This window comes from Streptomyces sp. NPDC043746 (assembly GCF_056436485.1).
In genome coordinates, this window is record NZ_JBWKCM010000011.1 from 73,886 (window position 1) to 98,614 (window position 24,729).

The following is a 24,729-nucleotide window of genomic DNA, read 5'->3' on the forward strand; positions in this document are numbered from 1 at the left end:
GTCGAGATGGGCCCCTCTGACGGCTCAATGCAGGTCTAGTGGTGCTTTGGCGCTGGGTGCTGTCCCAGAGGGCCGGAAGTGATCACCTGTCGGCACCTGTGGCCACCCCCGGGATGTTGTCCCGTGCTGACATTGCGATTTCGGTGCTACCTCTGGAGCTAGCTCGCGGCACGGAACGCAGGTCTGGCGCTCGAGACGGGTGAGCCAATCTGTCCCTGCACGGGCGGCGGGGGCGAGGCAGTGGATCTTGTCGTGAACGGTTTATTTGCCAGATCAGATCGCTTAGTTGGGCATAGGCTAAGAGGTCTTGTCACAGGTAGGGGCCGGATGTGGCCTGGTCAAGGAGCAGCAGCGTATGAGCGGGCAGGCACGGCGTCGTGAGCAAGTCCCGGAGCAGCTGAAGGCAGCGGCCCGGAGGTCTCCCAACTTCGGGCGGCTCTACACGATGCAGCCCCTGCTGGCGATCTACGGCGCACAGGCCGAGCAGTCCGTCTTCACCAACCCCAACGTTTCGTACGTTGCCTGCGGCCAGTTCGGCGAGGTGCTTGCCGAGGAGCTGGTGCAGCGGGCCGGAGTACGCGTCGAGGGAACCCGGCAGATCGACCGGCTGGCCGGACTCCAGCGCGCCGGCCTGCTCCCCGGTCGCACTCGGGACGCCTTTGACACGCTCCGCCGGGGGCGCAACGACGCCGCGCATAATCACCTCTTCGACACCAGCAAGGCCCTCAAAGCCGTCGAACTCTGCTTTCACCTCGGCCAGTTCTTCTCCCGCGCGATCGACGACGTGCGAGAGATCGCTGCGTTCGTGCCGCCCCAGCTGCCTAGTGAGGTGGCGGGCGGATCTGCCGAGCTGGCCGAACTCCGCGAGGCGCTCGGTCGCTACCAGCGCACCCTCGCCGAGTCCCGAACTCGCCTCAGCGAGGTTGGTGACCGGCTGGAGGCCGAGCGGCGCGGCCGGGAGGAGGCCGAGAGGCTGACCGAGGCCGCTGAGCGGGCCCGTGCTGAGTCCGAGGCGGAGGTGGCCCGCCACCGGGACGAGATCGAGCGGCTCCGGCGCGCCCACCAGGACCGTTACGACCAGGAGCGCCTCAAGCCCCGACCGGTCAGCGTCAACGCCCGTGAGGCGATCGTTGCCCGCGCCCAGCGGCCCGAGCCGCTCAACGAGGTGCAGGCTCGCGTCCGCATCGACGAGATGCTCACCCAGGCTGGCTGGACGGTCCAGGATTACGGCGACCTCAACCCACTTGCCTCCCAGGGCGTCGCGGTCCGAGAGTTCAGCCTGGCCACCGGCCGCGCCGACTACGTCCTTTATGTCGATGGCATGATCGTCGGCGTTATCGAGGCCAAGCGTGAGGGCACCCCCTTGGCCGGCGCCCTCGCGCAGAACGAGCGGTACGCGGGCGGTGTCCTCAAGGAGCACTCCATGGCGGTCTGGCGCGAGGGGGAACCGTTCGCCTTCCGCTACGCCACCACCGGCGCCGAGACGTTCTTCCTCAATCTCCTCGACCCGCACGCCCGCTCCCGCTCGGTTTTCGCTTTCCACCGCCCGGAGACCTTCGCTGCCTTGATGAAGCGGGCCACAGAGCACCCGGACACCCCCACCTTCCGGGCCGCCCTGCGCACCGCGCTGCCGGTCCTGGAGTCGCACGACCTGCGTACGGCACAGGAGGAGGCGATCGTCGGCCTGGAGAGTTCACTCGCCCAGGACAAGCCGCGCGCACTGATCCAGATGGCCACTGGTGCGGGCAAGACCTACACCGCGGTTACCGCGTCGTACCGGCTGCTCAAGCACGCGCGTGCGCGCCGCATTCTCTTCCTTGTCGACCGCAACAACCTCGGCCGCCAGGCCAAGGCTGAGTTCGACCGCTACAAGACGCCGGACGAGAACCGCAAGTTCACCGACCTCTACAACGTCGACTCACTCGGCCGGTCCGGTCTCCAGGAGACGTCCTCCGTCGTCGTCTCCACGATCCAGCGCATGTACGCGCTCCTCAAGGGCGAGCCGCTGGAGGATACCGCTGAGGCAGAGGACCGCGAGGACTCCTCTACCCTCGACGAGAACTACATGACCGACCGCCCGGTCACCGTCGAGTACAACCCGGCCGTCCCGATCGAGTCCTTCGACTTGATCGTCATCGACGAGTGCCACCGCTCCATCTATGGCCTGTGGCGTGGCGTCCTGGACTACTTCGACGCCCACCTGGTCGGCCTCACCGCCACCCCTACGCGGCAGACAAAGGGCTTCTTCGACGGCAACATGGTCTCCGAGTACACCTACGAACAAGCCGTCGCCGACGGCGTCAACGTCGACTTCGACGTGGTCACCATGGACTCCTCCATACGGGAGGACGGTGGCGCGAAGATTGACAAGGGGACGACGGTCCGTATCCGCGACCGCAAGACCCGCGCCCAGCGTTACGAGGAGCTGGACGAGGACTTCGTCTACACGGTGGGCCAAATCGGCCGCACGGTGATTGCCGAGGACGAGATCCGGGCCGTCCTCACCGCGTACAAGAACAACTGGCAGCGCTGGTTCCCGGGCCGGACCGAACTGCCCAAGACGCTGGTCTTTGCGGCGAGCGATGACCACGCGGACGAAGTCCTCAAGCAGGTCAAGGAGGTCTTTGGGCGCGGAGACGCCTTTGCCAAGAAGATCACCTACCGCTCCCGGGACAAGGGCGACGACCCCGAGCAGCTCGTCAACGACCTGCGAAACTCGCCATTGCTGCGGGTCGCCGTCACGGTCGACATGATCGCGACGGGTACGGACGTCAAGGCCCTGGAGTGCGTGATCTTCCTGCGGGCCGTTCGCAGTCCTGTCCTCTTCGAGCAGATGAAGGGACGCGGCGCCCGCACGATCGACGCCGACGACCTGAAGGCGGTCACTCCAGATCCGGCCGCCGACCTGGCCAAGGACCGTTTCGTTCTGGTCGACGCGGTGGGCGTCACAGCATCGCCGCTGGTCGACACCCGCCCGATGCTGCCGCCGGACGGCGGCAGTGTCAGCTTGACCAAGCTGATGGACAAGGCGGGCAGCCGCTCGCTGACGGCCGAGCAGGCCGAGACGCTCGGGCGCCGGCTGGCCCGACTTGACCGCAAGCTCACGAAGGAGGAGCGGGAGCGGATCGAGCAGGCATCGGGCGGGGTGCCACTGGCGGACATCGTCCGGAAGATCACCGACGCGGTGGACGTCGACACTCAGGACCGGGCGTACCGGGAAGGCGGCGCGGATCGCGCGCGGCGGCTGGTCCATGACTCTGTCGAGACTCTGACCACACACCCGGAACTGCGGAAGCTGATCATCGGCATCAAGCAGCAGCACGACCTCACGTACGACGCGACGACCGAGGTCACGCTGAAGGTGAATGAGGTCCCGAGGGAGGAGCGGGCAGCGAAGGAGTTGGCGGAATGGCGCCAGCTCCTGGAGAGCCGCAAGCGCGACGAGGCGGCGGAGGCGATGGCCCTCCAGGTGATCCTCGGCAGCGGCTCGCGGGTCCGGCCGCAGGAGGCGCGGGCCCACCTGAAAGAACTGATGGCGGCCATCAAGGCCACCAGGCGGAACTGGACCCCGAAGGTCATCTGGGACCACTACGAGCTCGTCGGCGAGGCGGCCGAGTCGCTGGCGAAGTCAGCCGGCTTGGGTGACCTCATGAACCTGGTCCGCTACACGCTCGGCGCGGACGACCAGCTGCGCCCGTACCGTACGGTGGTCGAGGAGCGCTTCGAAGGCTGGCTACTGCGGCAGAGCCAGGCGGGTGCGGAATTCACAGATGACCAGCTGTGGTGGCTGCACCGGATCAAGGATGCGATTGTGGTCGATCTTGGCATGGAACGCGAAGACTTCGGCCACATGCCGTTCTCCGAAAAGGGCGGCGGCCCAGGCTTCGCGAACGCCTTCGGTGGCAGGAACCAGGCGCTAGAACTGTTGGATGAGCTGAATCGGGAATTGGCTTGAGTGAGGGAATGGGCGGATTGCCGGAAGGGTGGGTGCGCAAAACACTTGGAGAGTTGGGTGTTGAGGCGCAACCCGGGTTTTCTAGCGGCAAACACAATAGGGACAGTCATGGGGTAATGCATCTCAGGCCGATGAATATCACACGCGAGGGAGTTCTGGATAAGAGGGACGCTAGATATGTGATGGATGATTCGGATCGACGTGTCCGAAGGGGGGACGTACTATTCAACAACACAAACAGTGCCGCTCTCGTAGGCAAGACCGCCTGGGTCGACTCGTCTGAGCCTCTTGCGTACTCGAATCACATGACGCGCCTCTGTGGATCCGATGTGGTGGACGGGAAATTCCTTGCGATCCAGCTGCATTTCTTGTGGTCCACGGGTTACTTTCGTTCTGTTCTCAATAATCACGTGAACCAGGCAAGTGTTTCTCGAAAGAGACTGCTGGAGACTTCAATCGTCGTACCTCCGCTCGCCGAACAGCACCGCATTGTCGAGGCTCTCGAAGAACAGCTCTCCCGACTCGATGCGACAATCGCGATACTAAACAAGGCGCGATCGAAAGGATCTGCCCTACAGAAGCAGATGGTCAGTGCCGTTATCAGCGGGCGAAGGCGAACTGCAGACAGCGAAGATGATGCCGAGCATTTCCTCTCGCGAGTAGATGAGCAAGTTGCGCGCGTGGCAGGAAAGAAGCGTTGGGCACAGGTTCAGAATCCTGAAGCAGCAGCTCTATATGAGATCCCTCCGGGTTGGTCTTGGCGCACCCTAGGATCGCTTTGTCTGGATATTCAGTACGGGACCTCGGCGAAGACGTCGCCAAAAGTGAACGCTGACGATGTTCCGGTGATCAGGATGGGCAATATTCAGGGTGGGAAACTGGATCTAGGGGAGCTCAAGTTCCTTCCTGTTGATCACGCAGATGTCAAGAAATGCATCCTCCAGGATGGAGATCTGCTTTTCAATCGGACCAACAGCGCTGAGTTGGTAGGGAAGTCGGCTGTGTTTCGAAAGGAGGTGGGGCCTGCGGTATATGCCTCGTACTTGATTCGATGTCGTTTCGCCGACGGTGTTGATCCGGACTGGGTTAACACTGTTGTGAACAGTAATTTTGGTCGTCGATACATCGCTTCGGTGGTGACGCAGCAGGTCGGTCAGGCGAATGTCAACAGTGCCAAAATGGCGTTGATGCCAATTCCGGTCCCACCGCCAGCCGAGCAGCAGGAGGCGCTGAAGGTCTTGCGTGACTGGGAGTCGGCACTGACCCGCCCGCAATCGGCGGCTGGAGCGGCGGTGAGGCGCGCCGAAGGGCTGAAGTCAGCGATTCTGCGGAGGGCATTCAACGGAGACCTGGTTCCGCAGAACCCCTCTGACGAGCCCGCCGCCACAGTCCTTGCTCGCATCGCCGCCGGGCGCGAGGCCGCCATGCCCGTCCGCAAAGCGGCCAAGCGGGCTGCTCGCCCGCGTAAGGCGACCGCTGCTGCCGCGATGACGAAGGCCGCGCCCGCTCCAACGCCCGCCCCCGCCACATCCGTTCAGCAGGAGTTGTTCAACCAGTGACCGCGCACGCATCCGATACTGCCGCTGAGATCACCGCAGATGACGCTGCCACGCCCTCCGCTGACAACGTCCTCCTCACCGAGACGCCGAAGTCCAAGAAGGCCGCCGCGCAGACCAACACGTTGGTCGCAAAGCTCTGGAACTACTGCAACGTCCTCCGTGACAACGGTATGTCCACCATTGAGTACGTTGAGCAGCTCTCGTACCTGCTCTTCCTGAAGATGGTAGACGAAATCGAGAATGACGAGTGGGGTGGCCGCGACCTTAGCGCCCTTGTGCCCGCTGACTACAACTGGAAGTCGCTGGTCAGCAAGCGCGGCACCGAGCTTGAAGCGCACTACCGCGCCATCCTGGAGCACTTGGGCCGTAAGCCAGACACCACCATCGGTACGATCTTCGCCGACGCCCAGAATCGAATCACGAAGCCCGCCCTGCTTGAGAAGCTGGTCGTCGAGCTGATCGGCCGGGAGGAGTGGACGGTCACCGGCACCGACCTCAAGGGCGACGCGTATGAGGGCCTGCTCGCCAAGGGTGCCTCGGACACGAAGACCGGCGCCGGCCAGTACTTCACGCCGCGCGCGCTCATCGACGCGATGGTGGACGTGACCCGGCCGGGCCCGGACGACACCATCACCGACCCCGCCTGCGGCACCGGAGGCTTCCTGATTGCTGCCCACGCGTACGTCACCCGGCACCACGTCCGGGACATGGACATCGACGCCCGCAAGGCGTACGACAGCGGATCCAAGATCTGGGGCACCGAGCTGGTCACCGGCACCGCCCGCCTCGCCGCCATGAACATGCTCCTGCACGGCATCGGCAAGAGCGACGGCCCGAGCCTGATCGACGTCGGAGACGCGCTTGCCGAGAAGCCGAGTGGCCGGCACGCGAGTCTGGTCCTCGCCAATCCGCCCTTCGGCCGGAAGTCCGCGATCACCGTCATCGGCCAGGACGGCGAGCTGGAGAAGGAAGACGTTCAGTACGACCGTGACGACTTCACGGCCACCACGACTAACAAGCAGATCAACTTCCTTCAGCACATCATGTCGTTGACGGCAGTCAACGGCCGGGCCGCCGTCGTCCTCCCTGACAACGTCCTCTTCGAGGGCGGCGCGGGCGAGAAGGTCCGCCGCAAACTCCTTGACGAGTTCGACCTGCATACGATCCTGCGCTTGCCCACCGGCATCTTCTACGCGGGCGGTGTCAAGGCCAACGTACTGTTCTTCGACAAGAAGCCCCCGCGCGCCGACGGTAAGCCGCACACCACCGTCACCTGGGTCTACGACTTCCGCACCGGCCAGCACTTCACCATGAAGCAGCGCCCGCTGACTCGCGCCCACCTGGACGACTTCGTCGCCCGGTACAAGGCAGGCGAGCCGCTTACTGCCCGTGTCGCGGACGAGGACGAGAACGGCCGCTGGAAGTCGTACGCGTATGAGGACTTGATCAGGCGCGACAAGGTCAACCTCGACATCACGTGGATGAAGGACCCGGCCTTGGAGGATGCGGATAGCGACCTGGAACCGGAGGTCATCGCCGAGGAGATCGTGCGCGATCTCCAGTCTGCGCTCGCCGAGTTCACTGCCATCGCAAAGTCACTGGGCGCGGATGTGGATGTACCAGAGGCGGAAGAGATCTGACGACGGCCTGAACGTTCGTCGTCAGCCAGCCGGAGAGCTGCAACGCCAAGTGCCTTGCGCCTCTCCGGCGTTCCCGTGCGATTGCTACCGGCTATTTCTCTGAGGGGGATGCCGAAGCCTCTACCATGCACCGGCCTCGATGCTGAAGCGTTGCGATAGGTGCCAAGGCGGGCACCCCTCGGCCGACCGCGCCACCCTCCCTGAGGCAGTGCAGGCGGCAAAATCTGCTCGTCTTTGCCGACTCCGGCGGTGAACTGGTCTGCGGCTGACCGCTTAGCGTATGGCCCCGCAACTGGCTGCGGTCGCTCGCCTGTGTGCCACGGAAACCTGAGGTGATGCCCGTGCACGACCCTGGCCGACCCCGTACGTACTGCGGAGCGCTCCAGCAGCCTGCGGTAACGGAGCGAAGGGCCGGATCTTGGAGCCGAGACGAATAGATCAAGCCACCACCGAGCACGATACGCAAAGCCACTTGACTGACCTCCGCGAAGTACAGGGAATACTTAGGCGTCCACGTCCCGAAGCTCCCGCCTTCCACGCGCCGCACCGAGGTATGAATGGTCATCGCACACCCTCAGACCCGTCAGTTCGAGTCGTTCGTCACGAACCTGTCGTACGCACGCCAAATGGTGCGAGCGGGACAGGCGCTGGAGGTGCTCAGCCCCAAGGGCATCGACACCGGCGATTTCTACCGGGCCGCCTGGGTGCAGTCCATCGCTGCTCTCGAGCACTGGGTACAAGAAGAGGTGTTGCGCCGGGTCGCTGAGGAAGCTGCGAAGGACGACCCGGACATGCCGCGGAAGCTCCGCGACTACCCGTTGCCGCTCTACTGCCTGGAGAGGGTGCAGCGGGGAGAATCGACCACCTCTGAGGTGGTCGCAGAGAGGGTGCGCCAGGACATCGCCCGGCAGACTTTGCAGAACCCGGACGCCATCGCGAAGGTGATGGCGCTCGTCACCGACGTCAAGGTGTGGCGGGAGGCTGCGAAGTGGATCAACCGATGGAGCCAGTACCGCACTTCATACGATGAGAAGCGGCTGCGCGGTAAGTACATCCTGCTGCTCCGCCGTCGAAACCAGATTGCACACGACGCGGACCTGATCGACGGCGATCTCAAGCAGCGCCGGCCGATCGGCGAGGCTGATGTCACGGACGCGCTCAACTGGATCGAGCGGATCGCGCTCGCGCTCGCGTACGCACTAGACGGAGAGGCTTCCAGCCCCTCTGGGCTTCCGGCTCCAGACCCGACTTGGGTGGAGGCTTCGGAAGCGACGGGTGGAGATCAGTTGCACGAGACTGACTGATCGTTGTTGAGCCCTGCGAACTCGTCCTGAGGTCCTTGTCAGTCCTCGGGTTTAGCCTTCGGCCATGCGACCGCCTCTTGAGAACGTTCTGCGCAATGCGCTCGTAAGGAACCTGGAGTTGATCGAGCCGGGGCTCCGTCCGGTTCAGCTCGAGGAGTACCCGCTCCCCAATGCCCATGGCACTAGGGGCAGCATTGACATCCTGGCTCGCGATCGCCATCAGATGTGGGTGGTCATAGAGCTGAAGCGGTCCCGGTCCAGCGCACGACAGGCCCTGCACGAAGTCAACAAGTACACGGAGCTTCTCTGCCGGGAGAAGAACCTTGCGCCGGACCGCATCCGCGCCGTGATCGTGGCCATGCCGGATGACTGGGATGAGCTCCTGGTCGCTGTCAGTCACGCGGCACGTGACTGGAGCCATGATCTTCGCGGGTATCGGCTTCTCCTGGACGGTAGTGGTGACCCTGTAGGGGCCGAGCGGGTGGAACTACTGCCTCGGGCGTTCGAGCCTCGGGTTACCCCCATCCATAACCTGTTCTTCTTCACCTCGGAGGAACAGCGCGATCAGGGCTGGAAGATCATCAGTAAGGTCGCGGACGAGCTTGGGGCGCTTGACCTACTAGCGGCGGATCTGGACCGCGTGGCGGAGGAGCACTACATCGCTGTGCCTTTCGGCTTGTACCTTGCCGTAGGCCGGGTGAACGAGGAAATCGCCTCGGAAGAACTCCTGGAAGGGTACGACGGGCCTGAGGCTTTTGCCGCCGAGTATCAGGCTGAGTACCTCGCCCTTTGCGAGATCTGCAATCACCTTGCGCGCAGCGAGATGCGTGGGATGAACATGGAATCTGCGCAGCCAGGACTGCTTAAGAATCTTGCCGACAACCCCAACTGGGCCGTACGAGGCTTCCGAGGTACCGGCGCCTACGACGATACTGCTGCCTTCGAGCAGCAGGACCTGTTCCGCTTCCTTGCAGGGGACGAGCGAGGCGACAGCCAGGTCCTTTACACGGGTACCGCCAATTCGCAAGTGGCCAGCCGCTGGAAGTCGTTCCGGCAGGAGATTCGGCAGAGCCTGGCCGGCAACCATGAGTGGGAGTCGCTGGTGGAGAGCTGGCTAGACGAAGTGAGCCCAAAGGTCGGTGACGGGGACATTGGGCTGCACGTCTACAACCCGTGCGACCTCCTGCAAGCAATCATCCACGGCTGGCCCGACCGGATGGAGGAGCTTCTGCCGATGGTCATGGGTGAAGCTGTATCCCGACACGGGCTGCGCAGTTCGGTGCGCGGTGCCCTTTGTTGGAACGGGCGAGGCATGTCGCTCCCCGATGCAGTACGGCTCGTGAATAGAGACCCCCTGTTCCTAATGAGCAACATGTACGCGGGGACGGTGTGGGAACGCGACCGCGAGCTCCTGGATCTCCTCGGGCTCCACTACGTACTCCTGGAAAGCATCGGCTCCGCCTGGTCTGAGGCATCTGAATCCGACGAGCACCGCATCTGGGTACGGCACGACCAGGGTGCGCGAGTCTATTCCTCGGCCTCGAATCCTCGCGAGTACAGACAGGCGTTCGCCAGCATCGCGGCTGATGGCGAGATCGTCTCAGTTGGGCAGTACATCGCCAGGCACTCCCGCGAGGCTGAGATCGTGGTTAGGGAGTACCGCGCTTTCGTCCATGCCGTGTAGTAGAAGCCGATCGCAACCGAGAGTGACTGTGCGTGTTGGTGACGCGTCGCGGGATTCGCTGAGAAGAGTGGATTGGTAGCGCGCTCCTTGCACGCATGCGAGGTGGTGGTCACGATCTCAAGACCAGAGGTTCGGCAGATCGAGGTGGCGGTTGGCGAGCGTCTTTCAGAGGTGCAAGCGGGATGCCCGAGACGGGAACTACCCCTGCTTGCGCCCAAGGTGCAGCCATGCGTGGACTGTGAGGTATCGGGAGTCGGGCGGCAGACGGGGGCGGCAGCGGGAGAAGTCCTTTCCGCGGAGGATCGGCCTGGACGGCGCGGACGCCTTCGCTGCCGCTGTGGAGAAGGACAAGCAGACTCGCGTGCGCGTTGATCCTGCCCGCAGTGCTGTGACCTTGTCGGCCTGGTCCGAGGAGTGGCTTGAGCGACGAGTCATCGGTGAGGCGACCCGCTGCAACTACGAAGGGTTCGTTCGCAACCATCTCGTGCCGAGCCTTGGTCGTAAGCCGCTGGTTGGATTGGCGCGGCGGGACTTTGAAAGGTTCGTTCAGGACATCTACCGAGGCGGTGCAGGGCTGGCTGCGTCGACGGTGAACGATCGCATGGTGATGGTGGCTGCCATCCTGGAGGCAGCCGTCGTCGACAAGCGCATCACGGAGAACCCTGCCCGAGGCATCCGGATATCCCGTAGGGACGCTGTGGCAGTGGACGAGGACGCAGTGCCGACACCAGCCGAGGTGGATCTGATCGCTGGGCACATCACGCCACAGTTCCGCCTCGCCGTCTACCTCCAGTCCGGCACAGGCCAGCGACCAAGTGAGGCCCTGGCCTTCTCCACCGAGTGCAGGCGGTCTGGCTTCGTCAGGATCCGATGGCAGGTGAGTGCCAAGGCGCACCGTGAGGACTGTCAGGCACCCTTCGTCCCCCTGAAACATCGGCTGGAGAAGGAGTACCGAGACATCCCCACCGCCCTGTTCGTCGAGCAGGAAATTGATGTTCATCTCCGCAGGTGGAAGCCGGTGCCCGTGGTTTTTACCGGGCGGAAGGGCAAGCGGGTTCGACTCGAGACCTTCTTCGCCCCGCGTCAGCCTGGCGCCGGGGTGATGCCGTCCATCGCCTCCTACGGCTATTAGTTCAAGAAGGCATGTCTCCTGGCCGGCCTGGTCGATCTGGACGGCAAGGCCAAGTACACGCCTCGTAGCCTGCGGCACTTCTTCGCCTCCACCGCCCTGGCAAACGGTGTGCCGATCCACGAGGTGTCGCGCTGGCTGGGGCACCGTTCGGTCAAGACGACGGTCGATATCTACGGGCATCTGCTGCCTGGCGCGTGGGAGCGCTGCCGGGAAGTCTTGCAGCGCTCCATGCGGTCTGTGCCCTCGAATGTGACGTCCCCGCCGTCAGAGGAGGCGAGCTCGAGCGCCGGCAACCGAGCTGTGTAGGCGTACGAGGGCTGGCTGGCCCGCGCGGTGCTGGGATAGAACGCCCGTGCTGGGATGGTGCTGGGAAGCCCACTGAGAAACCCGTGTTTCCGCAGGTGGGAGCTCTGCACTACAGGTTCCGCTTCAACGTCTGATCGCGTATCCAGATGCGGCCTGACCTGCGAGGATGCAGGTCAGGCCCTTCTGCTGTCCGCAACAGTCCGCAGGACCGGGAGCAGCTAGGTGTCGTAGACCGTGGAGCGGTGTCCGACGTGTACGACCCACACCACCAGCTCCCCGTTGTCGATCGTGTAGACGACACGGTAGTCGCCGACCCGTAGGCGGCGGCGCTCAGGCTGGGATACGAGTGCCGTGGTGTTGAAGCCGAAGGGGTCGCTCTCCAGCTCTGTCAGTTTGGCCAGGATGCGAAGCGCCATGTCACGCGGGATCTTGCGCAGCTCGGCCTGGGCCTCGGGTCGGAACACCGTGCGATAGTCACTCACTGCGCGCCAGGGTCTCCCTCATCACGTCCTCGATCGGGACGCCGGCGGCCGGGCTCGCCATTCGCTCGTCGATGATGCGGTTGATCTCGCGCTCTTCCCACTCCTGGTACTTGCGCAGCACCTCGATCGAGACCACGGCGGCGACTTGCTTGCCGCGGCGGGTGATGACAGTGGGCACGTCGTCGCGGTCGGCCCGTTCGACGACTTCGGCCAAGTGAGCGCGTACGTCGCGAATGGACTCTATGGGCAGCGGCTGAGTCATGCCTCAAGGGTACCGAGTGTGCCATATGTACACAACGTGGGTTGCGTGCACTCGTTGGGATGAGCCGCCGATTGGGTGGCTGAATTCCGGGGACGGAGATCCCGCAGCCCTGCGGCGTGCAGGGGCACCCGCGTACGAGCCATGCCCCCGGCCGATGGACTGATTTCGCAAGCGTGCAGGTCGGAAGGGGCCGGACTCGCCGAGTTCGACCCCTTCTGCATGCCCATGCCGACTTGGTGCTGACTCGCGATCGCGGAAGCGGGGGCAGGCTCAGGCGTGGGGTACCGCCGTGGCGAGGACCACCTCGAATTCCTTGAGGCTGCGGGTGGTTGCGCGAGCCTTCGCCGTGGCCTCTCCGCGGACCGCCGCGACGGCGCCGCGGGATGCCACGAGTGCGTTGCGGTCGGCATAGAGCGCGCCGACGGCGGCTCTGCCGCGGTCGCGATCGATGAGCAGGGAGATGCCGGCCAGTCCGGGAACCTTCTGGACCCTGGGCAGTGAGGTGTCGCGGAACGTGTCCACCAGCAGGTCGATGTCGGCCGGCTCGACGTCCATGTGGACCAGCCGGAACCCCGCGCCTGGCGCGAGTTCCTCTGCGCGCCGGGCGACCGCCGCTTCCCAGTTGTCGACCGTCGCGGTCTGAGCGAGGGGCGCCATCATCTCGGCCCGTTGCTTGCTCAGGTTCTCGTAGCTGGCCTGCCGGGAGGCCTCGTCCTCCCACCACGATCCCACCAGGAGCTCGCCGAGCTCGCGGTCGGCGAACAGCCCCATCCCGCGAAAGCCCGGTTGCGCCGACAGCAGCGCACGCCCGTCGGTCCGTAGCGCCTCGGCGACCCCGTCGAGCTCGGCCGGATCACCCGTTGCGTAGATGCTGCGAACGTACATAGCGCCCTTTCCTGCCTTCCGGTCGCCCCGCGCGGGCTCGTTTTCCCACTCCATGCGATGACCGGGGCGGATGGGGGGCAACGCGGCAGGGGCATTCAGGAGAAGGGGTGAGCCGTTGGCCCCTGCTGATTCCCGTGCTGGGCTGGCGCTGAGCGTCTGATCATCCATCAGTCCTTCGGCCCGCCTGAAGGGCGCCGGTGCGCGGTCCAGCGGGACGAGGAGACCGTGACGCTTCACGGTGCTGAGCCTCGCGCGCTACGGCCGAGTCCCTGGAGAGGGCTCTGAGGGAGACATTCCCGAGCCCACGTTGCGCGGTGGCTCCGGGACACCTTCGTGCCCGCACCGCACCTCGTCTGGTTCGCGAGCGGCCTTGCTGTGGCGAACGGCGAGCAGGACCCGTGGCCGCTGCCGGCCGAGGGCGGCGACGAAGGCATCGCGGCGGAGCTGCGCAGGCACCTCGACTCCCTGCTGCGAAGGTAGTGCGGACCTGGCACTTTTCCTACTCGTTTGACACAATCGGGGGCATGGCTGAGGCGACGTACAGCATCGGGGAAGGGCCGGCGACGCGGGTGAGCTTGTCGCTGCCGGAGGGGACCGCGGAGGCGATCCGGGCTCGGGTGGGCAAGCGGGAGTTCTCCGCGTTCATCGCCGAGGCGGTCGAGCGTGAGCTGCGCGGGCAGGTCCTGGACGAGTACCTGGCGGACTACGAGAGCCGGAAGGGGCCGGTCTCCGAGTCGGCTCGTCAGCGGGCGCGGCAGGTCTTCGACGAGGTGTTCGCCGAGGAGGCCGAGTGGCCCGCCGCAGGCTGAGTCACGACGGGACGCTCGTCCTCGACGGCGAGGGACTCTCGAAGCTGCTCGCTGACGAAGAACAGGTGGTGGCTTTGATCGCTGAGGCGCGCTCGCGTGGCGTGGAGGTCGTGATCAGTGCGCTCACCATCATCGAGGCCGTCCACGCCCGTACGAACAAGTCACGCCTGAACTGGGTGCTTTCCGGGCTGCGGGTCGTCCCGGTCGGTGACGAGGAGGCGAGGGCTGCCTCGAAGTTGCTGATGAATGCCGGATTGCACGGACACAAGTACGCGATCGATGCGGCCGTCGCCGAGGCCGCGTTGCGACAGCACCGCCCCGTGGTCATGCTGACTTCCGATATTGACGACATGGCCAAGCTGTGCGGCGAGCGGGTCCGGCTCGTGGCGGTGTGATTTCCCTTGGTCCGGCTCAGTAGGAGCGGGGCCCGTAGGGGCTCCAGTGACCGAGGAAGGGCTTGAGGTCGTCGCCGCTGGGTTTCGGCGGCGTGGGCAGTTTCGGCGCTGAGGCCGATTGGGCCTTGACCTGGAATCTTGGACACGGGTTATGCGGCTTGGGCCAGGGTGGTTGATGTTGTGTCGAGTGCTGTCTCGTAGTCGATGGGACTGCGTTGTCCGAGGAGGGAGTGACGGCGTCGGGTGTTGTAGCGGTGCAGCCGGCGGAACGCGTCGAGTCGGGCCTCGCGTTCGCTGGACCAGTGCTTTCGGCCCTGAAGCGTCTCGTGTTTGAACGTCGTGTTGAAGGACTCGGCGAGCGCGTTGTCCGCCGAGCTGCCGATCGCGCTCATGGACTGGCGGACGCCGGCCGGACGGCCGGCGTCGGCGAAGGCCCGGCTGGTGTACTGGGCTCCGTGGTCGGTGTGCATGATCGATCCGGCGAGGCTGCCGCGGGTGTGTTCGGCGGCGGACAGGGTGTCGGTGACGAGGTGGGTGCTCGCGGACCTTCTTGCGCAGAGCGGCGTTCTCCGCCTCCAACGGTGTCGGCGGGTCGGCCGGCACCTTCGCCCGGTGCCCCCGCGGCCGGCTCGCATCAGCGGCACGGACCCAGTTCCGCAGGGTCTCGGGGTTGATTCCCAGGTCGGCGGCGACCTGCCTGATCGTCCCCTCGGGCCGCGACTGGTACGGCGCGACCGCGTCCGCCTTGAACTGCGGCGGATAGTTCTTCATGACCACGAGATGTCTGTTCTCAGATCCTCAGGATCCAGTGTCTCGTGTGTCCAGGATCAAGGGTCAAGGCGTTTCTTCTTTTGCCTCCTGCCCGTTCGCGAGGTCGCAGGCGTGATCGGGTGGCGCCGCTGTACGCGTCCACCTTCAGCATGACCGCCGTCTATCTCGGAGGGAGGCTGCTGGCCGATGTGCTGCTGCTCGTCATCCCTGTCCATCGGCCGGGGTCGTGGCCGTCTGTGTCGGAGAAGGGCTCCGGCCGATGTGCGGCGGAATCGAGTTTCCGCAGGTGGGCGCTGTCGAGGGTTGCGCTTCTCTCCCTGATGCCTCAGGCGTGCGTGACCGAAGGCCGTCCGGCCCGCTGCGAAGCGAGGCGGGTGGCTTCTTCGTGGTGTCCGCCTGTCGAGCCGTTCAAAGGGTTTCGAACGGCTCGAACGGTTCCTTTCGTGGTGTGGGGGTACGTTTGGGTGTAAGAGGATCCCTTTGGGGAGGCTGATTCGATGCCGTGGTTCGCATGGCTGCTGGCCGCCGCGGCGCTGGGCGCTGCGGAGTTCTTCACCCTGACGCTGGTCTTCGGGCTGCTCGCCGGCGCCGCGCTCGTCGCCGCCGTGGTGGCCGGTGTGGGGGTCGGCCTGCTCGGGCAGCTCGTCGCGCTCGGGCTGGCCGCCGTGGCCGGGCTCGCCCTCGTACGGCCCGTCGCGCTGCGGGCCATGGACCGCTCGCCCCTCGCCCGTGAGGGCAGCGACGCCCTGATCGGCAAACGGGCCGAGGTGATGCAGGAGGTGACCGCGACGCACGGCCTGGTCAAGCTCTCCGGTGAGGAATGGTCCGCGCGTGCTCTCGACGAAAGCCACGTGATCCCGGTAGGGGCACTGGTGGACGTCATGGAGATCGACGGCGCCACCGCCGTCGTGTATCCGCGCGAGCTTCTTCCGTGAACGGATGAACACACAGACGTAGGCAGAGGTACACAGAGGGAGGACGCATGGATCCGGTAGTCATCCCGATTCTCGTGGCGGCGATCGTGGTCGTCTTTCTCGTGGCCGCCACCGTGCGGATCGTTCCGCAGGCGCGCCGCTACAACATCGAGCGGTTCGGCCGGTACCGGCGCACCCTGCAGCCCGGCCTGAACTTCGTCCTGCCGGTGGCGGACCGGGTCAACACCAAGCTCGACGTGCGTGAGCAGGTGTACTCCTCCGAGCCCAAGCCGGTGATCACCGAGGACAACCTCGTGGTGAACATCGACACCGTCCTCTACTACCAGATCACCGATCCCCGGGCCGCCGCCTACGAGGTCGCCGACTATCTGCAGGCCATCGACCAGCTCACCGTGACCACCCTGCGTAACGTCATCGGTTCCATGGACCTGGAGGGCACCCTCACCTCCCGCGAGGAGATCAACGCGCGCCTCCGGGCCGTCCTCGACGAGGCCACCGGCAAGTGGGGAATCCGGGTCAACCGCGTCGAGATCAAGGCCATCGACCCGCCCAACACCATCAAGGAGGCGATGGAGAAGCAGATGCGGGCCGAGCGGGACAAGCGCGCCGCCATCCTGCACGCCGAAGGTGAGCGGCAGGCCAAGATCCTCACCGCGGAGGGGACCAAGCAGAAGGACATCCTGGAGGCCCAGGGCACCCAGCAGGCCATGATCCTGCGCGCCGACGGTGAGTCCAAGGCCGTGGAGCTGGTCTTCCAGGCGGTCCACCGCAACAACGCCGACGCGAAGGTCCTCGCCTACAAGTACCTGGAAACCCTCCCGCACCTGGCGAACAGCGACAACAACACCTTCTGGGTGATCCCCGGCGAGCTGACGGAGGCCGTCCGCACGGTCACCACGGCCTTCGGTGACCGTTCGACGACAGGACAGCCACCGGGCCCGCAGCGCGAGGAGGTCTCCCGCGACGACACCGCGGGTGAGGAGGGCGGCGGCACCCCGGAGCTGGGGGAGGTGGACTCCGCTCTCGCCCTGGACGCCGTGGCCGCCGCCGACGAGGCCGCGAAACAGGCCGCCGAAGCCGTGAGCGATGCGAAGGCCGAGGCCGAGGCGGTGGGAGAGGTCCGACTTCCGAACCGCTCCCGGCGGCCGGAGGACTGAGCTGAGATGACCAGAAGCGCCGGGCCCCGCCCCGGCGCTTCTGGTCATCGCGGCCTCCGCGTCATACGGACAGCGACACCGCGTGGATCTCGTCCGCCGCGTGACCCGCGCGTTCGTGGACGCGCTGGACCGCGTCGGCGGAAGGGGCGGTGGAGAGACAGTAGACCGTGCCGGATTCCGGGTCCGCCCAGGCGTGCTCGAAGTGGACGCCCTCCTCCCGCTCGATCGCCGTGTCGGCTTCGTGCGCCTCCTTCAGCTGCGCCGCTGTGATGCCTTCCATGCCTCGATGGACATCCATGTACGTGTTCATGGCTCGCGCACCTCCGACGGTCGTACGGCCCCCTTCCATGGTGCATCCGCCGGAGCGCCGGAGGCGTGCCGAGAGGCGGGGCGGATGCAACCTACCTCTCCGTCTCCACTCTCAGCTCTGCCAGCCCGGCCGGCTTCTCCGGGTCCTCGGAGCGGACCGTCACCCGGACCTTGCGGGCCGTGTCGCCCGGCAGGTACGGGCGCCAGAAGCGGCCGTCGACGGAGGTCTCCAGGGCGTGGGACGCGGGCGGTACGTCGTTCCATCGCGGGGTCACCGAGGTGATGCGCAGCGGCTGCGGGCCCAGGTCCACCGTCAGGGCCCCCTCCGCGCCGTCCGGGGACCAGGTCGTCGCCGGGGAGCCGTCCACCGCCGCCTCCGCGTAGAGACCGGGGGTCTCCGAGGTGGCCGTCACCGGGCGGCACCGGGCCGCGTCCGGCGTCGGGGCCAGGTCCGGGCGGCGGGTGGGAAGCGTCAGGGCCGAGCGCAGGAGGCGCGGGCCCTGTGCCGTGCGGACCGTGAACGGGGTGCCCGCCAGCAGGCGGACCGTGCTCGTCCGGGGGCCGATCTCGATCTCGTACGTCGCGTCCCGGTACCGCAGGCCCGTCAGCTTCACGCCCTCGCCCAGCTGGGGCGGCAGCAGCGGGTCCAGGCGGACGCCGTCCTCGCGCAGGCGCAGGCCCGTCAGGCCGTGGGTGAAGACCTGGAGGAAGCCGCCCTTCCCGGTCAGGAAGTCCTCGGCCGGGAAGCCCGACAGGGGGTCCTCCGCGCCGGACTTCTCGCCGCGCGCCTCGGAGAACAGGTCGTAGGGCCCGCGCAGATACGGCCGGACCGCGCGCTGGAGGTACGTGTACGTCGAGCAGCCGGGCTCCCCGATCGCCGCCGCGCCGACCGCGTGCACCGAGTCCGTCATCGCCGGGCCGTCCGGGTCGGTGCGGGCGGCGTAGTAGTCCAGGGTGGCCGCCGCCGTGCCCGGCTCCATCGGCCACTCCAGCGGGTACACCAGCAGCACCGTGTCCGCCTGCTTGATGGTCGAGCCGTTGTAGCCCGCGTACTGGAGAAAGACCTTCCGGTCGGCGTCGTACGGGATGCGGAGACCGTCCGCCACCCGGTTCCAGGCCGTCGGCGGGCGGTGGCCCAGGAGGTGGGCCGCACGGGTCGCGTTGCGGAGGGCCGTGGCGGCGACGGCGTTGGTGAAGACGGCGTCGTCCACGCCGTTGCTGTACTCGTCGGGCCCCGCCACGTTCTCGATGGAGTAGCTGCCGTCCGCGTTCGCCGTGGCGCGCGACTCCCAGAACTCGGCGATGCCGCGCAGCAGCGGCCAGCCCCGCGCCGCCAGCCAGTCGCGGTCGCCGGTGGCCAGGTAGTACTGCCAGACCGCGAGCGACACATCGCCCTGGAGGTGGTTCTGCGTCAGGCAGTGCGGCGGGTCCCAGCTCTGGCATTCGGAGTCCATACGGCCCCGGCTCGCGCTGGTCCAGGGGTAGAACAGGCCGCGGTGGCCGTACTTCTCGGCGTTCGCGCGGGCCGCGTCCCGGGTGCGGTAGCGGTATTCGACGACCGAGCGGGCCAGCTCCGGGCGGGTCGCCAGCAGCCCGGGGAACATCCACGTCTCCGCGTCCCAGAAGATCATTCCCGCGTAGTTGTCGCTGGTCAGGCCTGCTGGGGCGATGCTGTCCGCGGACCCGCGCCGGGTTTTGGCGAGCAGCCCGTACTGGGTGGAGCGCAGCCACCGTTGCAGCTCCGGACGGCCGTTGACCACCACGTCGGCGGACCACGCCCCGCGCCACGCCCTCTCGTTGGCCGCGAAGATCCGGTCCCAGCCGCGCCGGGCCGCGCGGTGGGCCGCCTCGCGGGCGTCCTCGGCGGGGGTGGCGGAGGTGAGGGCGGTGTCGACGCCGACGTACTTCTCGAACGTGTACGTCCGCCCTTCACGGACCGGAGTGGGCTTCGGGGCCGTACGCGACTCGGGGTGCAGGGTTTCGACCACTCCCGAGCCGCGGCGCATCGTCTGTGCCACCGCGCCTTCCACGCCGGTGCCGAGCGTCCTGAACGTGCCGTCCTTGCGCAGCGTGATCCGGCGTGCGCCCCGCTCGTCGAGGCGGCCGGTGACCGTGGCCGCACCGCTCCAGCGCGGGGTCATCCGCAGGCGTACGGCTCCGGTGTGGACGTCGGAGCGGTCGGCCAGGACCTCGTAGTCGAGGTCCGTGGCCCGGCCGTCCTCCGTCGTCCACCGCAGCGAGGTGCGGACGAGACCGCAGCTGAGAAAGACCGTCTGGCGGTAGTGCGAGATCCGGCCGGCCGGTGTGTCCGCGCCGAACTTCTCGCCGCCGACCCCCACCTCGACCGTCGTCCAGCTCGGCAGCGCGGCGATCACCTCCCGGCCCTCGGAGACCGCCTCGTCCCGCGCGTACAGCCCCGAGACGAACGCGCCGCCGTAGCGCGGGGTGTAGAGCGGCCAGCCCGTCTTCTCCCCGGTCGCCGCGTAGCCGGTGCCTGCGGCGGGGACGCGGTGGCCGAGGTAGCCGTTGCCCACGTACGGGTCATAGCCCTCCGCCTCCCCGAAGCGGGTGGATGTGGGCGACCAGGAGGTCCCGGGGGCGCCCTCGCCGTCCGCCCGGCCGCAGGCGGGGACGGCGGGAGGCGGCGGCGGAGGTGGTGGTGTGGAGGTGGCGGCGACGGCCTGGGGGAGGGGCGGCAGCGGTGCGATCAGGGCGGCCGCGACCAGAGGGGCGAGGACGGAGATACGCGAGAGGCTCACGGTACGAAGGTAGGGAGAGGGCCGGGAACCGGGGCCGTACGGCACGCCCGCCCGTACGAAGGTGGCGTGAACACGCCCGCCGGATGCGCCGGATGGCCCTGCCGATGGCTTGAGGGCAGGCCCTGCCCCGTCTCGATGCGGTTCTCAGCCGCGTACGTCCCTGATGCGGTTCCCGAGCCCAGTGCGTCCCTGATGCGGTTCCCGAGCCCAGTGCGTCCCCGATGCGGTTCTCAAGCCCTGTGCGCCCCCGATGCGGCTGTCAGCCCGGTACGTCCTTGATGAAGACCAGCCCGTCCGTCTCCTTCAGATGCGCCGGGTCCAGGCCGAAGTAGCCGAACCAGGGCGAGACGCGGGGCGCGGGCAGCGGGTCGCCCAGGGTGGCGGCCAAGCGGCGGGCGTCGACGAGGAAACGGTCCTCCGGGAGCGTGTACAGGAGGCCCTCCACCGTCTCCGGAGGCGGGGCGTCCACCCCCTGGTGCCGGATCGTGCCGAGGGCCGTGGCGAGGAACCCGTACTCCCTGCCCAGCCGCGCGCTCACGATCGAACCGGCGCCCCACCACTCCAGCCGCTCCCCGCCCATCCGCATCGAACTCCGCTCCCGCTGGAGGTGCGCGTTGTGGGCGAAGGCCGCGACCGGCCCGCGTTCGGTGAGGGCGAGCAGGTTCTCGGCCATCATCCGGTCTCGGACGGAGACCAGCCGGGTCATCCGGGCGGGCGTGGTGTCGGCCAGCCAGGAGTGGTAGCTCAGCAGGCCGGTGGCGGTGCGGCCGAGGAGGCGGGCGCGGTCGAAGGCATCCCGTCCGGCCGCCGCGATCAGCTGCGGTGTCCGCTCGTCGAGCAGGGAGACCAAGTCGTGCGCGAAAAGGGTGAGTTGTGCGGCCTCGGGGGAGCGGCCGCAGGAACGGGACGGGTCCATCAGTGTGGCCGGTTCGGTCCATCGGTCGTCGGGACCGAGCAGGGTGCCGAGCGTGTCGGAGGTGCAGGGGAGGAGGCTGTCCGTGTCCAGCCAGGAGGTGAGGAAGGTGTGCAGTGCGGTGAGTGGCCGGCGGGGGCTCGCGGCGCCCGTCATCTCCAGCGGGGCGTCGAAGCCGGCGAAGCGGAGCTGGTCGGCGGTGGGGCGGCCGGTGTTGTACTCCCTTGCCCAGCGCACGAGTTCGCGATTGGCGGGCAAGGCGCCGAACCCATGGCTGAATCCGTGCTCCATGGCCTCGTCCAGACTCCCGGCGCCCGTGGTGACGTAGGCGTCCACGCGCAGGCCCGCCAGGCAGTCGCTCTCGATGGCGATCGTCCGGTAGCCCTCCTGCTCGACGAGTTGCCGGAAGAGTCCGTTGCGTATGTCGAGCAGGGTGTCCTCGCCGTGGGTGGGCTCGCCCAGGGCGAGCAGCCGGGGGCGGGCCGGGAGCAGGTCCATGACGGCGGAGGTTTCGACGGCGTGGGTCTCGACGGCATGGGTGAGGTGCGCGGTACGCGCGGTGCCAGGGGTCATACCTTCAACGGTATCGTTGAACTCTCGGTAGAGACTTATGCGCGCTGGTGGGCGGAGAGTGAGGTGGGCATGGGGGAGAACCCTCAAAGCAGGGTACGGCTCCGGCCGGTCGACCTGGCCCGTCCGCACGGTCTCTCCACCCAGGCCGTACGGAACTACGAGGACGCCGGCATCCTGCCCGCCGCCGGGCGCACGGAGAGCGGCTACCGCGCCTACGCCCCGCTGCACGCCCAGGCCCTGGACACCTTCCTCGCCCTCCTCCCCGGCCACGGCCACCCGACGGCGACGGGCATCATGCGGGCGGTGAACCGGGGCGCGGTCGATGAGGCGTTCCGGCTCATCGACGAGAGCCACGCCCGGCTCCTGGAGGACCGGCGCACCCTCTCGGCGGTGGAGGACGCCCTGCGCGACCTGAGCCCCGCCGCGCCGAAACCCCCGGGCGCCGACCGAGGGCAGGCCCCGGCCGCCGCTCCCGACGCCCGACCCGACCCGGACCCCACCCCCACCTTCATCGGCCCCCTCGCCGAACGGCTCTCCGTCCGGCCCGCCACCCTGCGCAAGTGGGAGGCCGCCGGGCTGGTCCGGCCCCGGCGCGATCCGCTGACCGGGTACCGCGTGTACGGCGAGGCCGATGTGCGGGACGCCCGGCTGGTCCATCAACTCCGGCGCGGGGGGTACCTCCTGGAGCAGATCGCTCCGTTCGTCGACCAGGTCCGGGCGGCCGGTGGGCTCTCCCCCCTCGAGACGGCCCTCGGTGACTGGCGGTCCCGGCTCGCCACCCGTGGCCGCGCGCTGCTGACCGGCTCCGCGAAGCTGGACGCCTACCTCGGCGAGCGGGAGCGGCAAAGCAGAGGAGTTCTCAGGATCTCTTCGTAACACCCAGGTGAATTGGTCCGCCCCGAGGACGCGTTCCAGGCGGGCTCCGGGGCCGGTGTACGGCCCGGGCGCCGGCGCCTCCGTATATCGGACAGTGCCAGGTCAGGGTCGAAGTGAGGGAGCGGGTTCCGGTGCGGGGGCGCTGCCGGAGGGTCTCCGTCCGCTGGATGTCAGGCATATGGCGGATGAATGGCGCGCGTATGCCAGGGCTCCCCGCACCCTTGTGGGTTTGCCATGGATCGGTCAATCTTTCGCTGGCAGCAGGGCGTGCCGGTCGCGGACGACGCAGAAAACGGGGCGTTCGGACGGCTGATTTGTCATGCCCCTGTCTGGAGTTCGCGCGGCTCCGGCACCACCCCCCACCAGCGCACCGCCTATGAGGAGGACCCCTCACATGTCAGTGATGCGTCACACCCCCCATGCACGTCGAAGACTCGCCGCGGCGACCGTCGTAGCCACCGCAGCAGCCGTCGCCCTCGCCACCGCGGGCACCCTCCCGGCCACCGCCGCCGAGCGCGCCCCCGAAGGCGTGATCCTGAACGCGGGCGCCCCGGACACCGTCAGCGGCAGCTACATCGTCACGCTGAAGGACTCGGCCGCGAAGTCCGACTCCGCCAAGGGCAAGGCCCTGGCGAAGAAGTACGGCGCGAGCATCGAGCGCACCTACCGCGCTGCGCTCAACGGCTACGAGGTCGCGGCCACCGCCGAGGAGGCGAAGAGGTTCGCCGCCGACCCGGCCGTCGCGTCCGTCTCGCAGAACCGCGTCTTCACCATCGACGCCACCCAGACCAACCCGCCGTCCTGGGGTCTGGACCGCATCGACCAGCGGAACCTCCCGCTGGACCAGCGCTACACCTACCCGGACAAGGCCGGTGAGGGCGTCACCGCCTACGTCATCGACACCGGGGTACGGATCAGCCACAGCGACTTCGGCGGCCGGGCCTTCAACGGCTACGACGCCATCGACAACGACAACGTCGCCCAGGACGGCCACGGCCACGGAACCCACGTGGCGGGCACCGTCGCGGGCACCGCCTACGGTGTCGCCAAGAAGGCGAGGATCGTCGGCGTCCGGGTGCTCAACAACCAGGGCTCCGGCACCACCGCGCAGGTCGTCGCCGGCATCGACTGGGTGACGGCCAACGCCGTGAAGCCCGCCGTCGCCAACATGAGCCTCGGCGGTGGCGCGGACTCGGTCCTCGACGCGGCCGTGCAGCGGTCCATCAACTCGGGCATCACCTACGCCGTCGCGGCGGGCAACGAGTCGACCAACGCGAGCACGAAGTCGCCGGCGCGCGTCGCCGACGCCATCACGGTCGGCTCGACGACCAACACCGACGCCCGCTCCAGCTTCTCCAACTTCGGTGCGGTCGTGGACCTGTTCGCGCCCGGTTCCTCCATCGCCTCGGCGTGGAACAGCAGCGACACCGCCACGAACACCATCTCCGGTACGTCGATGGCCAGCCCGCACGTCGCCGGCGCGGCGGCGATCTACCTCGCCGCCAACCCGGGCTCGACCCCCGCCCAGGTCCAGGCCGGTCTCGTCGCGGCCGCTACGACCGGCGTCGTCGGCAACCCGGGCACCGGCTCGCCGAACCGCCTGCTGTACGTCGGCACCGGCAGCACCAACCCGCCGGACCCGGACCCCAAGAAGTTCGAGAACACCACGAGCTACCCGATCAACGACAACTCCACCGTGGAGTCGCCGGTGACGGTCACCGGGATCAGCGGCAACGCCCCGGCCGCGCTGAAGGTGCCGGTCAACATCTCCCACACCTACATCGGTGACCTCAGGATCGACCTGGTCGCTCCCAACGGCACGGTCTTCAACCTGAAGGCGTTCGGTACGGGCGGCAGCGCCGACGACGTGGTCACCACGTACACGGTCAACGCCTCCTCGGTCGCCGCCAACGGCACCTGGAAGCTGCGGGTCGCGGACAACGCCCGCTACGACACGGGCCGGATCAACAGCTGGGGCCTGCACTTCTGATCCCACCGCAGCCGCTGAACCGGACGGATGACA

21 protein-coding genes and 1 pseudogene are annotated in these 24,729 nt (G+C 67.3%); 14 read left to right on the plus strand and 8 right to left on the minus strand.

Annotation, left to right across the window (positions count from 1 at the left end):
• The first annotated feature begins 355 nt into the window (after nucleotides 1-355).
• From AC0682_RS14630 to AC0682_RS14660, 7 genes are all read left to right on the plus strand, one after another.
• Nucleotides 356-3,955 (plus strand): type I restriction endonuclease subunit R, encoded by a 3,600-nt coding sequence (locus AC0682_RS14630; RefSeq protein WP_478533113.1) that lies wholly within the window; start codon nucleotides 356-358, stop codon nucleotides 3,953-3,955.
• Nucleotides 3,956-3,963: 8 nt separating this feature from the next.
• Complete coding sequence (locus AC0682_RS14635; protein WP_478533207.1) at nucleotides 3,964-5,514, plus strand: restriction endonuclease subunit S; 1,551 nt, start codon at nucleotides 3,964-3,966, stop codon at nucleotides 5,512-5,514.
• Nucleotides 5,511-7,154, plus strand: a complete 1,644-nt coding sequence (locus AC0682_RS14640) for a type I restriction-modification system subunit M (RefSeq protein ID WP_478533115.1) — start codon at nucleotides 5,511-5,513, stop codon at nucleotides 7,152-7,154. Before AC0682_RS14635 ends, AC0682_RS14640 begins: the two co-directional genes overlap by 4 nt.
• A gap of 557 nt (nucleotides 7,155-7,711) precedes the next feature.
• The gene (locus AC0682_RS14645; protein WP_478533117.1) at nucleotides 7,712-8,458 is read left to right on the plus strand and encodes a hypothetical protein; all 747 of its coding nucleotides are present in this window, start codon (nucleotides 7,712-7,714) and stop codon (nucleotides 8,456-8,458) included.
• A 64-nt stretch (nucleotides 8,459-8,522) separates the two neighbouring features.
• The gene (locus tag AC0682_RS14650; RefSeq protein ID WP_478533119.1) at nucleotides 8,523-10,142 is read left to right on the plus strand and encodes an endonuclease NucS domain-containing protein; all 1,620 of its coding nucleotides are present in this window, start codon (nucleotides 8,523-8,525) and stop codon (nucleotides 10,140-10,142) included.
• A gap of 337 nt (nucleotides 10,143-10,479) precedes the next feature.
• Nucleotides 10,480-11,274, plus strand: coding sequence for a hypothetical protein (locus AC0682_RS14655; RefSeq protein WP_478533121.1), 795 nt, complete (start codon nucleotides 10,480-10,482; stop codon nucleotides 11,272-11,274).
• Between the two features lie 36 nt (nucleotides 11,275-11,310).
• A complete protein-coding gene (locus AC0682_RS14660) occupies nucleotides 11,311-11,580 on the plus strand; it encodes a tyrosine-type recombinase/integrase (RefSeq protein ID WP_478533208.1) in 270 nt (89 codons plus the stop codon).
• A 218-nt stretch (nucleotides 11,581-11,798) separates the two neighbouring features.
• On the opposite strand, the gene AC0682_RS14665 is transcribed toward AC0682_RS14660, so the two are convergent.
• From AC0682_RS14665 to AC0682_RS14675, 3 genes are all read right to left on the minus strand, one after another.
• Entirely contained in the window at nucleotides 11,799-12,062 is a 264-nt protein-coding gene (locus tag AC0682_RS14665) for a type II toxin-antitoxin system RelE family toxin (RefSeq protein WP_030207783.1), read from the minus strand.
• On the minus strand, nucleotides 12,055-12,324 hold the full coding sequence (locus AC0682_RS14670) for a type II toxin-antitoxin system Phd/YefM family antitoxin (RefSeq protein WP_060180502.1): 270 nt from the start codon (nucleotides 12,322-12,324) through the stop codon (nucleotides 12,055-12,057). Before AC0682_RS14670 ends, AC0682_RS14665 begins: the two co-directional genes overlap by 8 nt.
• 270 nt (nucleotides 12,325-12,594) lie before the next feature.
• Nucleotides 12,595-13,209: an antibiotic biosynthesis monooxygenase gene (locus AC0682_RS14675; protein WP_478533123.1), complete on the minus strand. Its 615-nt coding sequence runs from the start codon at nucleotides 13,207-13,209 to the stop codon at nucleotides 12,595-12,597.
• 333 nt (nucleotides 13,210-13,542) lie between these two features.
• On the opposite strand from AC0682_RS14675, the gene AC0682_RS14680 reads away from it, so the two are divergent.
• The 3 genes from AC0682_RS14680 to AC0682_RS14690 are packed head-to-tail and all read left to right on the plus strand — an operon-like array spanning nucleotide 13,543 to nucleotide 14,413.
• Nucleotides 13,543-13,689 carry a hypothetical protein gene (locus AC0682_RS14680; RefSeq protein ID WP_478533125.1) on the plus strand — a complete coding sequence of 49 codons (147 nt, stop codon included), beginning with the start codon at nucleotides 13,543-13,545 and terminating at the stop codon, nucleotides 13,687-13,689.
• Nucleotides 13,690-13,733: 44 nt separating this feature from the next.
• Nucleotides 13,734-14,018: a hypothetical protein gene (locus tag AC0682_RS14685; RefSeq protein ID WP_365097529.1), complete on the plus strand. Its 285-nt coding sequence runs from the start codon at nucleotides 13,734-13,736 to the stop codon at nucleotides 14,016-14,018.
• Nucleotides 14,000-14,413: a DNA-binding protein gene (locus AC0682_RS14690; RefSeq protein WP_478533127.1), complete on the plus strand. Its 414-nt coding sequence runs from the start codon at nucleotides 14,000-14,002 to the stop codon at nucleotides 14,411-14,413. The genes AC0682_RS14685 and AC0682_RS14690 overlap by 19 nt, the downstream gene beginning before the upstream one ends.
• 149 nt (nucleotides 14,414-14,562) lie before the next feature.
• On the opposite strand, the gene AC0682_RS14695 is transcribed toward AC0682_RS14690, so the two are convergent.
• Entirely contained in the window at nucleotides 14,563-15,048 is a 486-nt protein-coding gene (locus AC0682_RS14695) for a transposase (RefSeq protein WP_478533209.1), read from the minus strand.
• Nucleotides 14,969-15,184, minus strand: a pseudogene (locus AC0682_RS14700) (transposase); the annotation flags it as partial. The pseudogene AC0682_RS14700 and the gene AC0682_RS14695, both read right to left, overlap by 80 nt.
• A 497-nt stretch (nucleotides 15,185-15,681) precedes the next feature.
• Here AC0682_RS14700 and AC0682_RS14705 point away from each other — a divergent pair.
• Both AC0682_RS14705 and AC0682_RS14710 read left to right on the plus strand, forming a co-directional pair.
• Complete coding sequence (locus AC0682_RS14705; protein ID WP_478533128.1) at nucleotides 15,682-16,119, plus strand: NfeD family protein; 438 nt, start codon at nucleotides 15,682-15,684, stop codon at nucleotides 16,117-16,119.
• Nucleotides 16,120-16,166: 47 nt separating this feature from the next.
• Nucleotides 16,167-17,276 (plus strand): SPFH domain-containing protein, encoded by a 1,110-nt coding sequence (locus AC0682_RS14710; protein WP_478533130.1) that lies wholly within the window; start codon nucleotides 16,167-16,169, stop codon nucleotides 17,274-17,276.
• A 61-nt stretch (nucleotides 17,277-17,337) separates the two neighbouring features.
• Here the strand turns inward: AC0682_RS14710 and AC0682_RS14715 are convergent, their stop codons facing one another.
• The 3 genes from AC0682_RS14715 to AC0682_RS14725 all read right to left on the minus strand — a co-directional run bounded on the left by AC0682_RS14715 (nucleotide 17,338) and on the right by AC0682_RS14725 (nucleotide 21,830).
• Complete coding sequence (locus tag AC0682_RS14715) at nucleotides 17,338-17,586, minus strand: SCO4226 family nickel-binding protein (RefSeq protein WP_478533132.1); 249 nt, start codon at nucleotides 17,584-17,586, stop codon at nucleotides 17,338-17,340.
• 91 nt (nucleotides 17,587-17,677) lie between these two features.
• Nucleotides 17,678-20,344 carry a glycosyl hydrolase family 65 domain-containing protein gene (locus AC0682_RS14720; RefSeq protein ID WP_478533134.1) on the minus strand — a complete coding sequence of 889 codons (2,667 nt, stop codon included), beginning with the start codon at nucleotides 20,342-20,344 and terminating at the stop codon, nucleotides 17,678-17,680.
• A 259-nt stretch (nucleotides 20,345-20,603) separates the two neighbouring features.
• A complete protein-coding gene (locus AC0682_RS14725) occupies nucleotides 20,604-21,830 on the minus strand; it encodes an erythromycin esterase family protein (RefSeq protein ID WP_478533135.1) in 1,227 nt (408 codons plus the stop codon).
• 69 nt (nucleotides 21,831-21,899) lie between these two features.
• Here AC0682_RS14725 and AC0682_RS14730 point away from each other — a divergent pair, with 69 nt between their 5' ends.
• On the plus strand, nucleotides 21,900-22,706 hold the full coding sequence (locus tag AC0682_RS14730; RefSeq protein WP_478533136.1) for a TioE family transcriptional regulator: 807 nt from the start codon (nucleotides 21,900-21,902) through the stop codon (nucleotides 22,704-22,706).
• 394 nt (nucleotides 22,707-23,100) lie between these two features.
• Entirely contained in the window at nucleotides 23,101-24,696 is a 1,596-nt protein-coding gene (locus AC0682_RS14735) for a S8 family peptidase (RefSeq protein WP_478533137.1), read from the plus strand.
• The last annotated feature ends 33 nt before the right edge of the window (nucleotides 24,697-24,729 follow it).

Excerpts from the sequence above, each read along its gene's own strand:
- AC0682_RS14630 (WP_478533113.1), top strand. The coding sequence starts at position 356 with ATGAGCGGGCAGGCACGGCGTCGTGAGCAAGTCCCGGAGCAGCTGAAG.
- AC0682_RS14730 (WP_478533136.1), top strand. The coding sequence starts at position 21,900 with ATGGGGGAGAACCCTCAAAGCAGGGTACGGCTCCGGCCGGTCGACCTG.
- AC0682_RS14695 (WP_478533209.1), bottom strand. The coding sequence starts at position 15,048 with ATGCGAGCCGGCCGCGGGGGCACCGGGCGAAGGTGCCGGCCGACCCGC.
- AC0682_RS14735 (WP_478533137.1), top strand. The coding sequence starts at position 23,101 with ATGTCAGTGATGCGTCACACCCCCCATGCACGTCGAAGACTCGCCGCG.
- AC0682_RS14670 (WP_060180502.1), bottom strand. The coding sequence starts at position 12,324 with ATGACTCAGCCGCTGCCCATAGAGTCCATTCGCGACGTACGCGCTCAC.
- AC0682_RS14705 (WP_478533128.1), top strand. The coding sequence starts at position 15,682 with ATGCCGTGGTTCGCATGGCTGCTGGCCGCCGCGGCGCTGGGCGCTGCG.
- AC0682_RS14725 (WP_478533135.1), bottom strand. The coding sequence starts at position 21,830 with ATGACCCCTGGCACCGCGCGTACCGCGCACCTCACCCATGCCGTCGAG.
- AC0682_RS14715 (WP_478533132.1), bottom strand. The coding sequence starts at position 17,586 with ATGAACACGTACATGGATGTCCATCGAGGCATGGAAGGCATCACAGCG.
- AC0682_RS14645 (WP_478533117.1), top strand. The coding sequence starts at position 7,712 with ATGGTCATCGCACACCCTCAGACCCGTCAGTTCGAGTCGTTCGTCACG.
- AC0682_RS14710 (WP_478533130.1), top strand. The coding sequence starts at position 16,167 with ATGGATCCGGTAGTCATCCCGATTCTCGTGGCGGCGATCGTGGTCGTC.
- AC0682_RS14675 (WP_478533123.1), bottom strand. The coding sequence starts at position 13,209 with ATGTACGTTCGCAGCATCTACGCAACGGGTGATCCGGCCGAGCTCGAC.
- AC0682_RS14650 (WP_478533119.1), top strand. The coding sequence starts at position 8,523 with ATGCGACCGCCTCTTGAGAACGTTCTGCGCAATGCGCTCGTAAGGAAC.
- AC0682_RS14635 (WP_478533207.1), top strand. The coding sequence starts at position 3,964 with ATGGGCGGATTGCCGGAAGGGTGGGTGCGCAAAACACTTGGAGAGTTG.
- AC0682_RS14685 (WP_365097529.1), top strand. The coding sequence starts at position 13,734 with ATGGCTGAGGCGACGTACAGCATCGGGGAAGGGCCGGCGACGCGGGTG.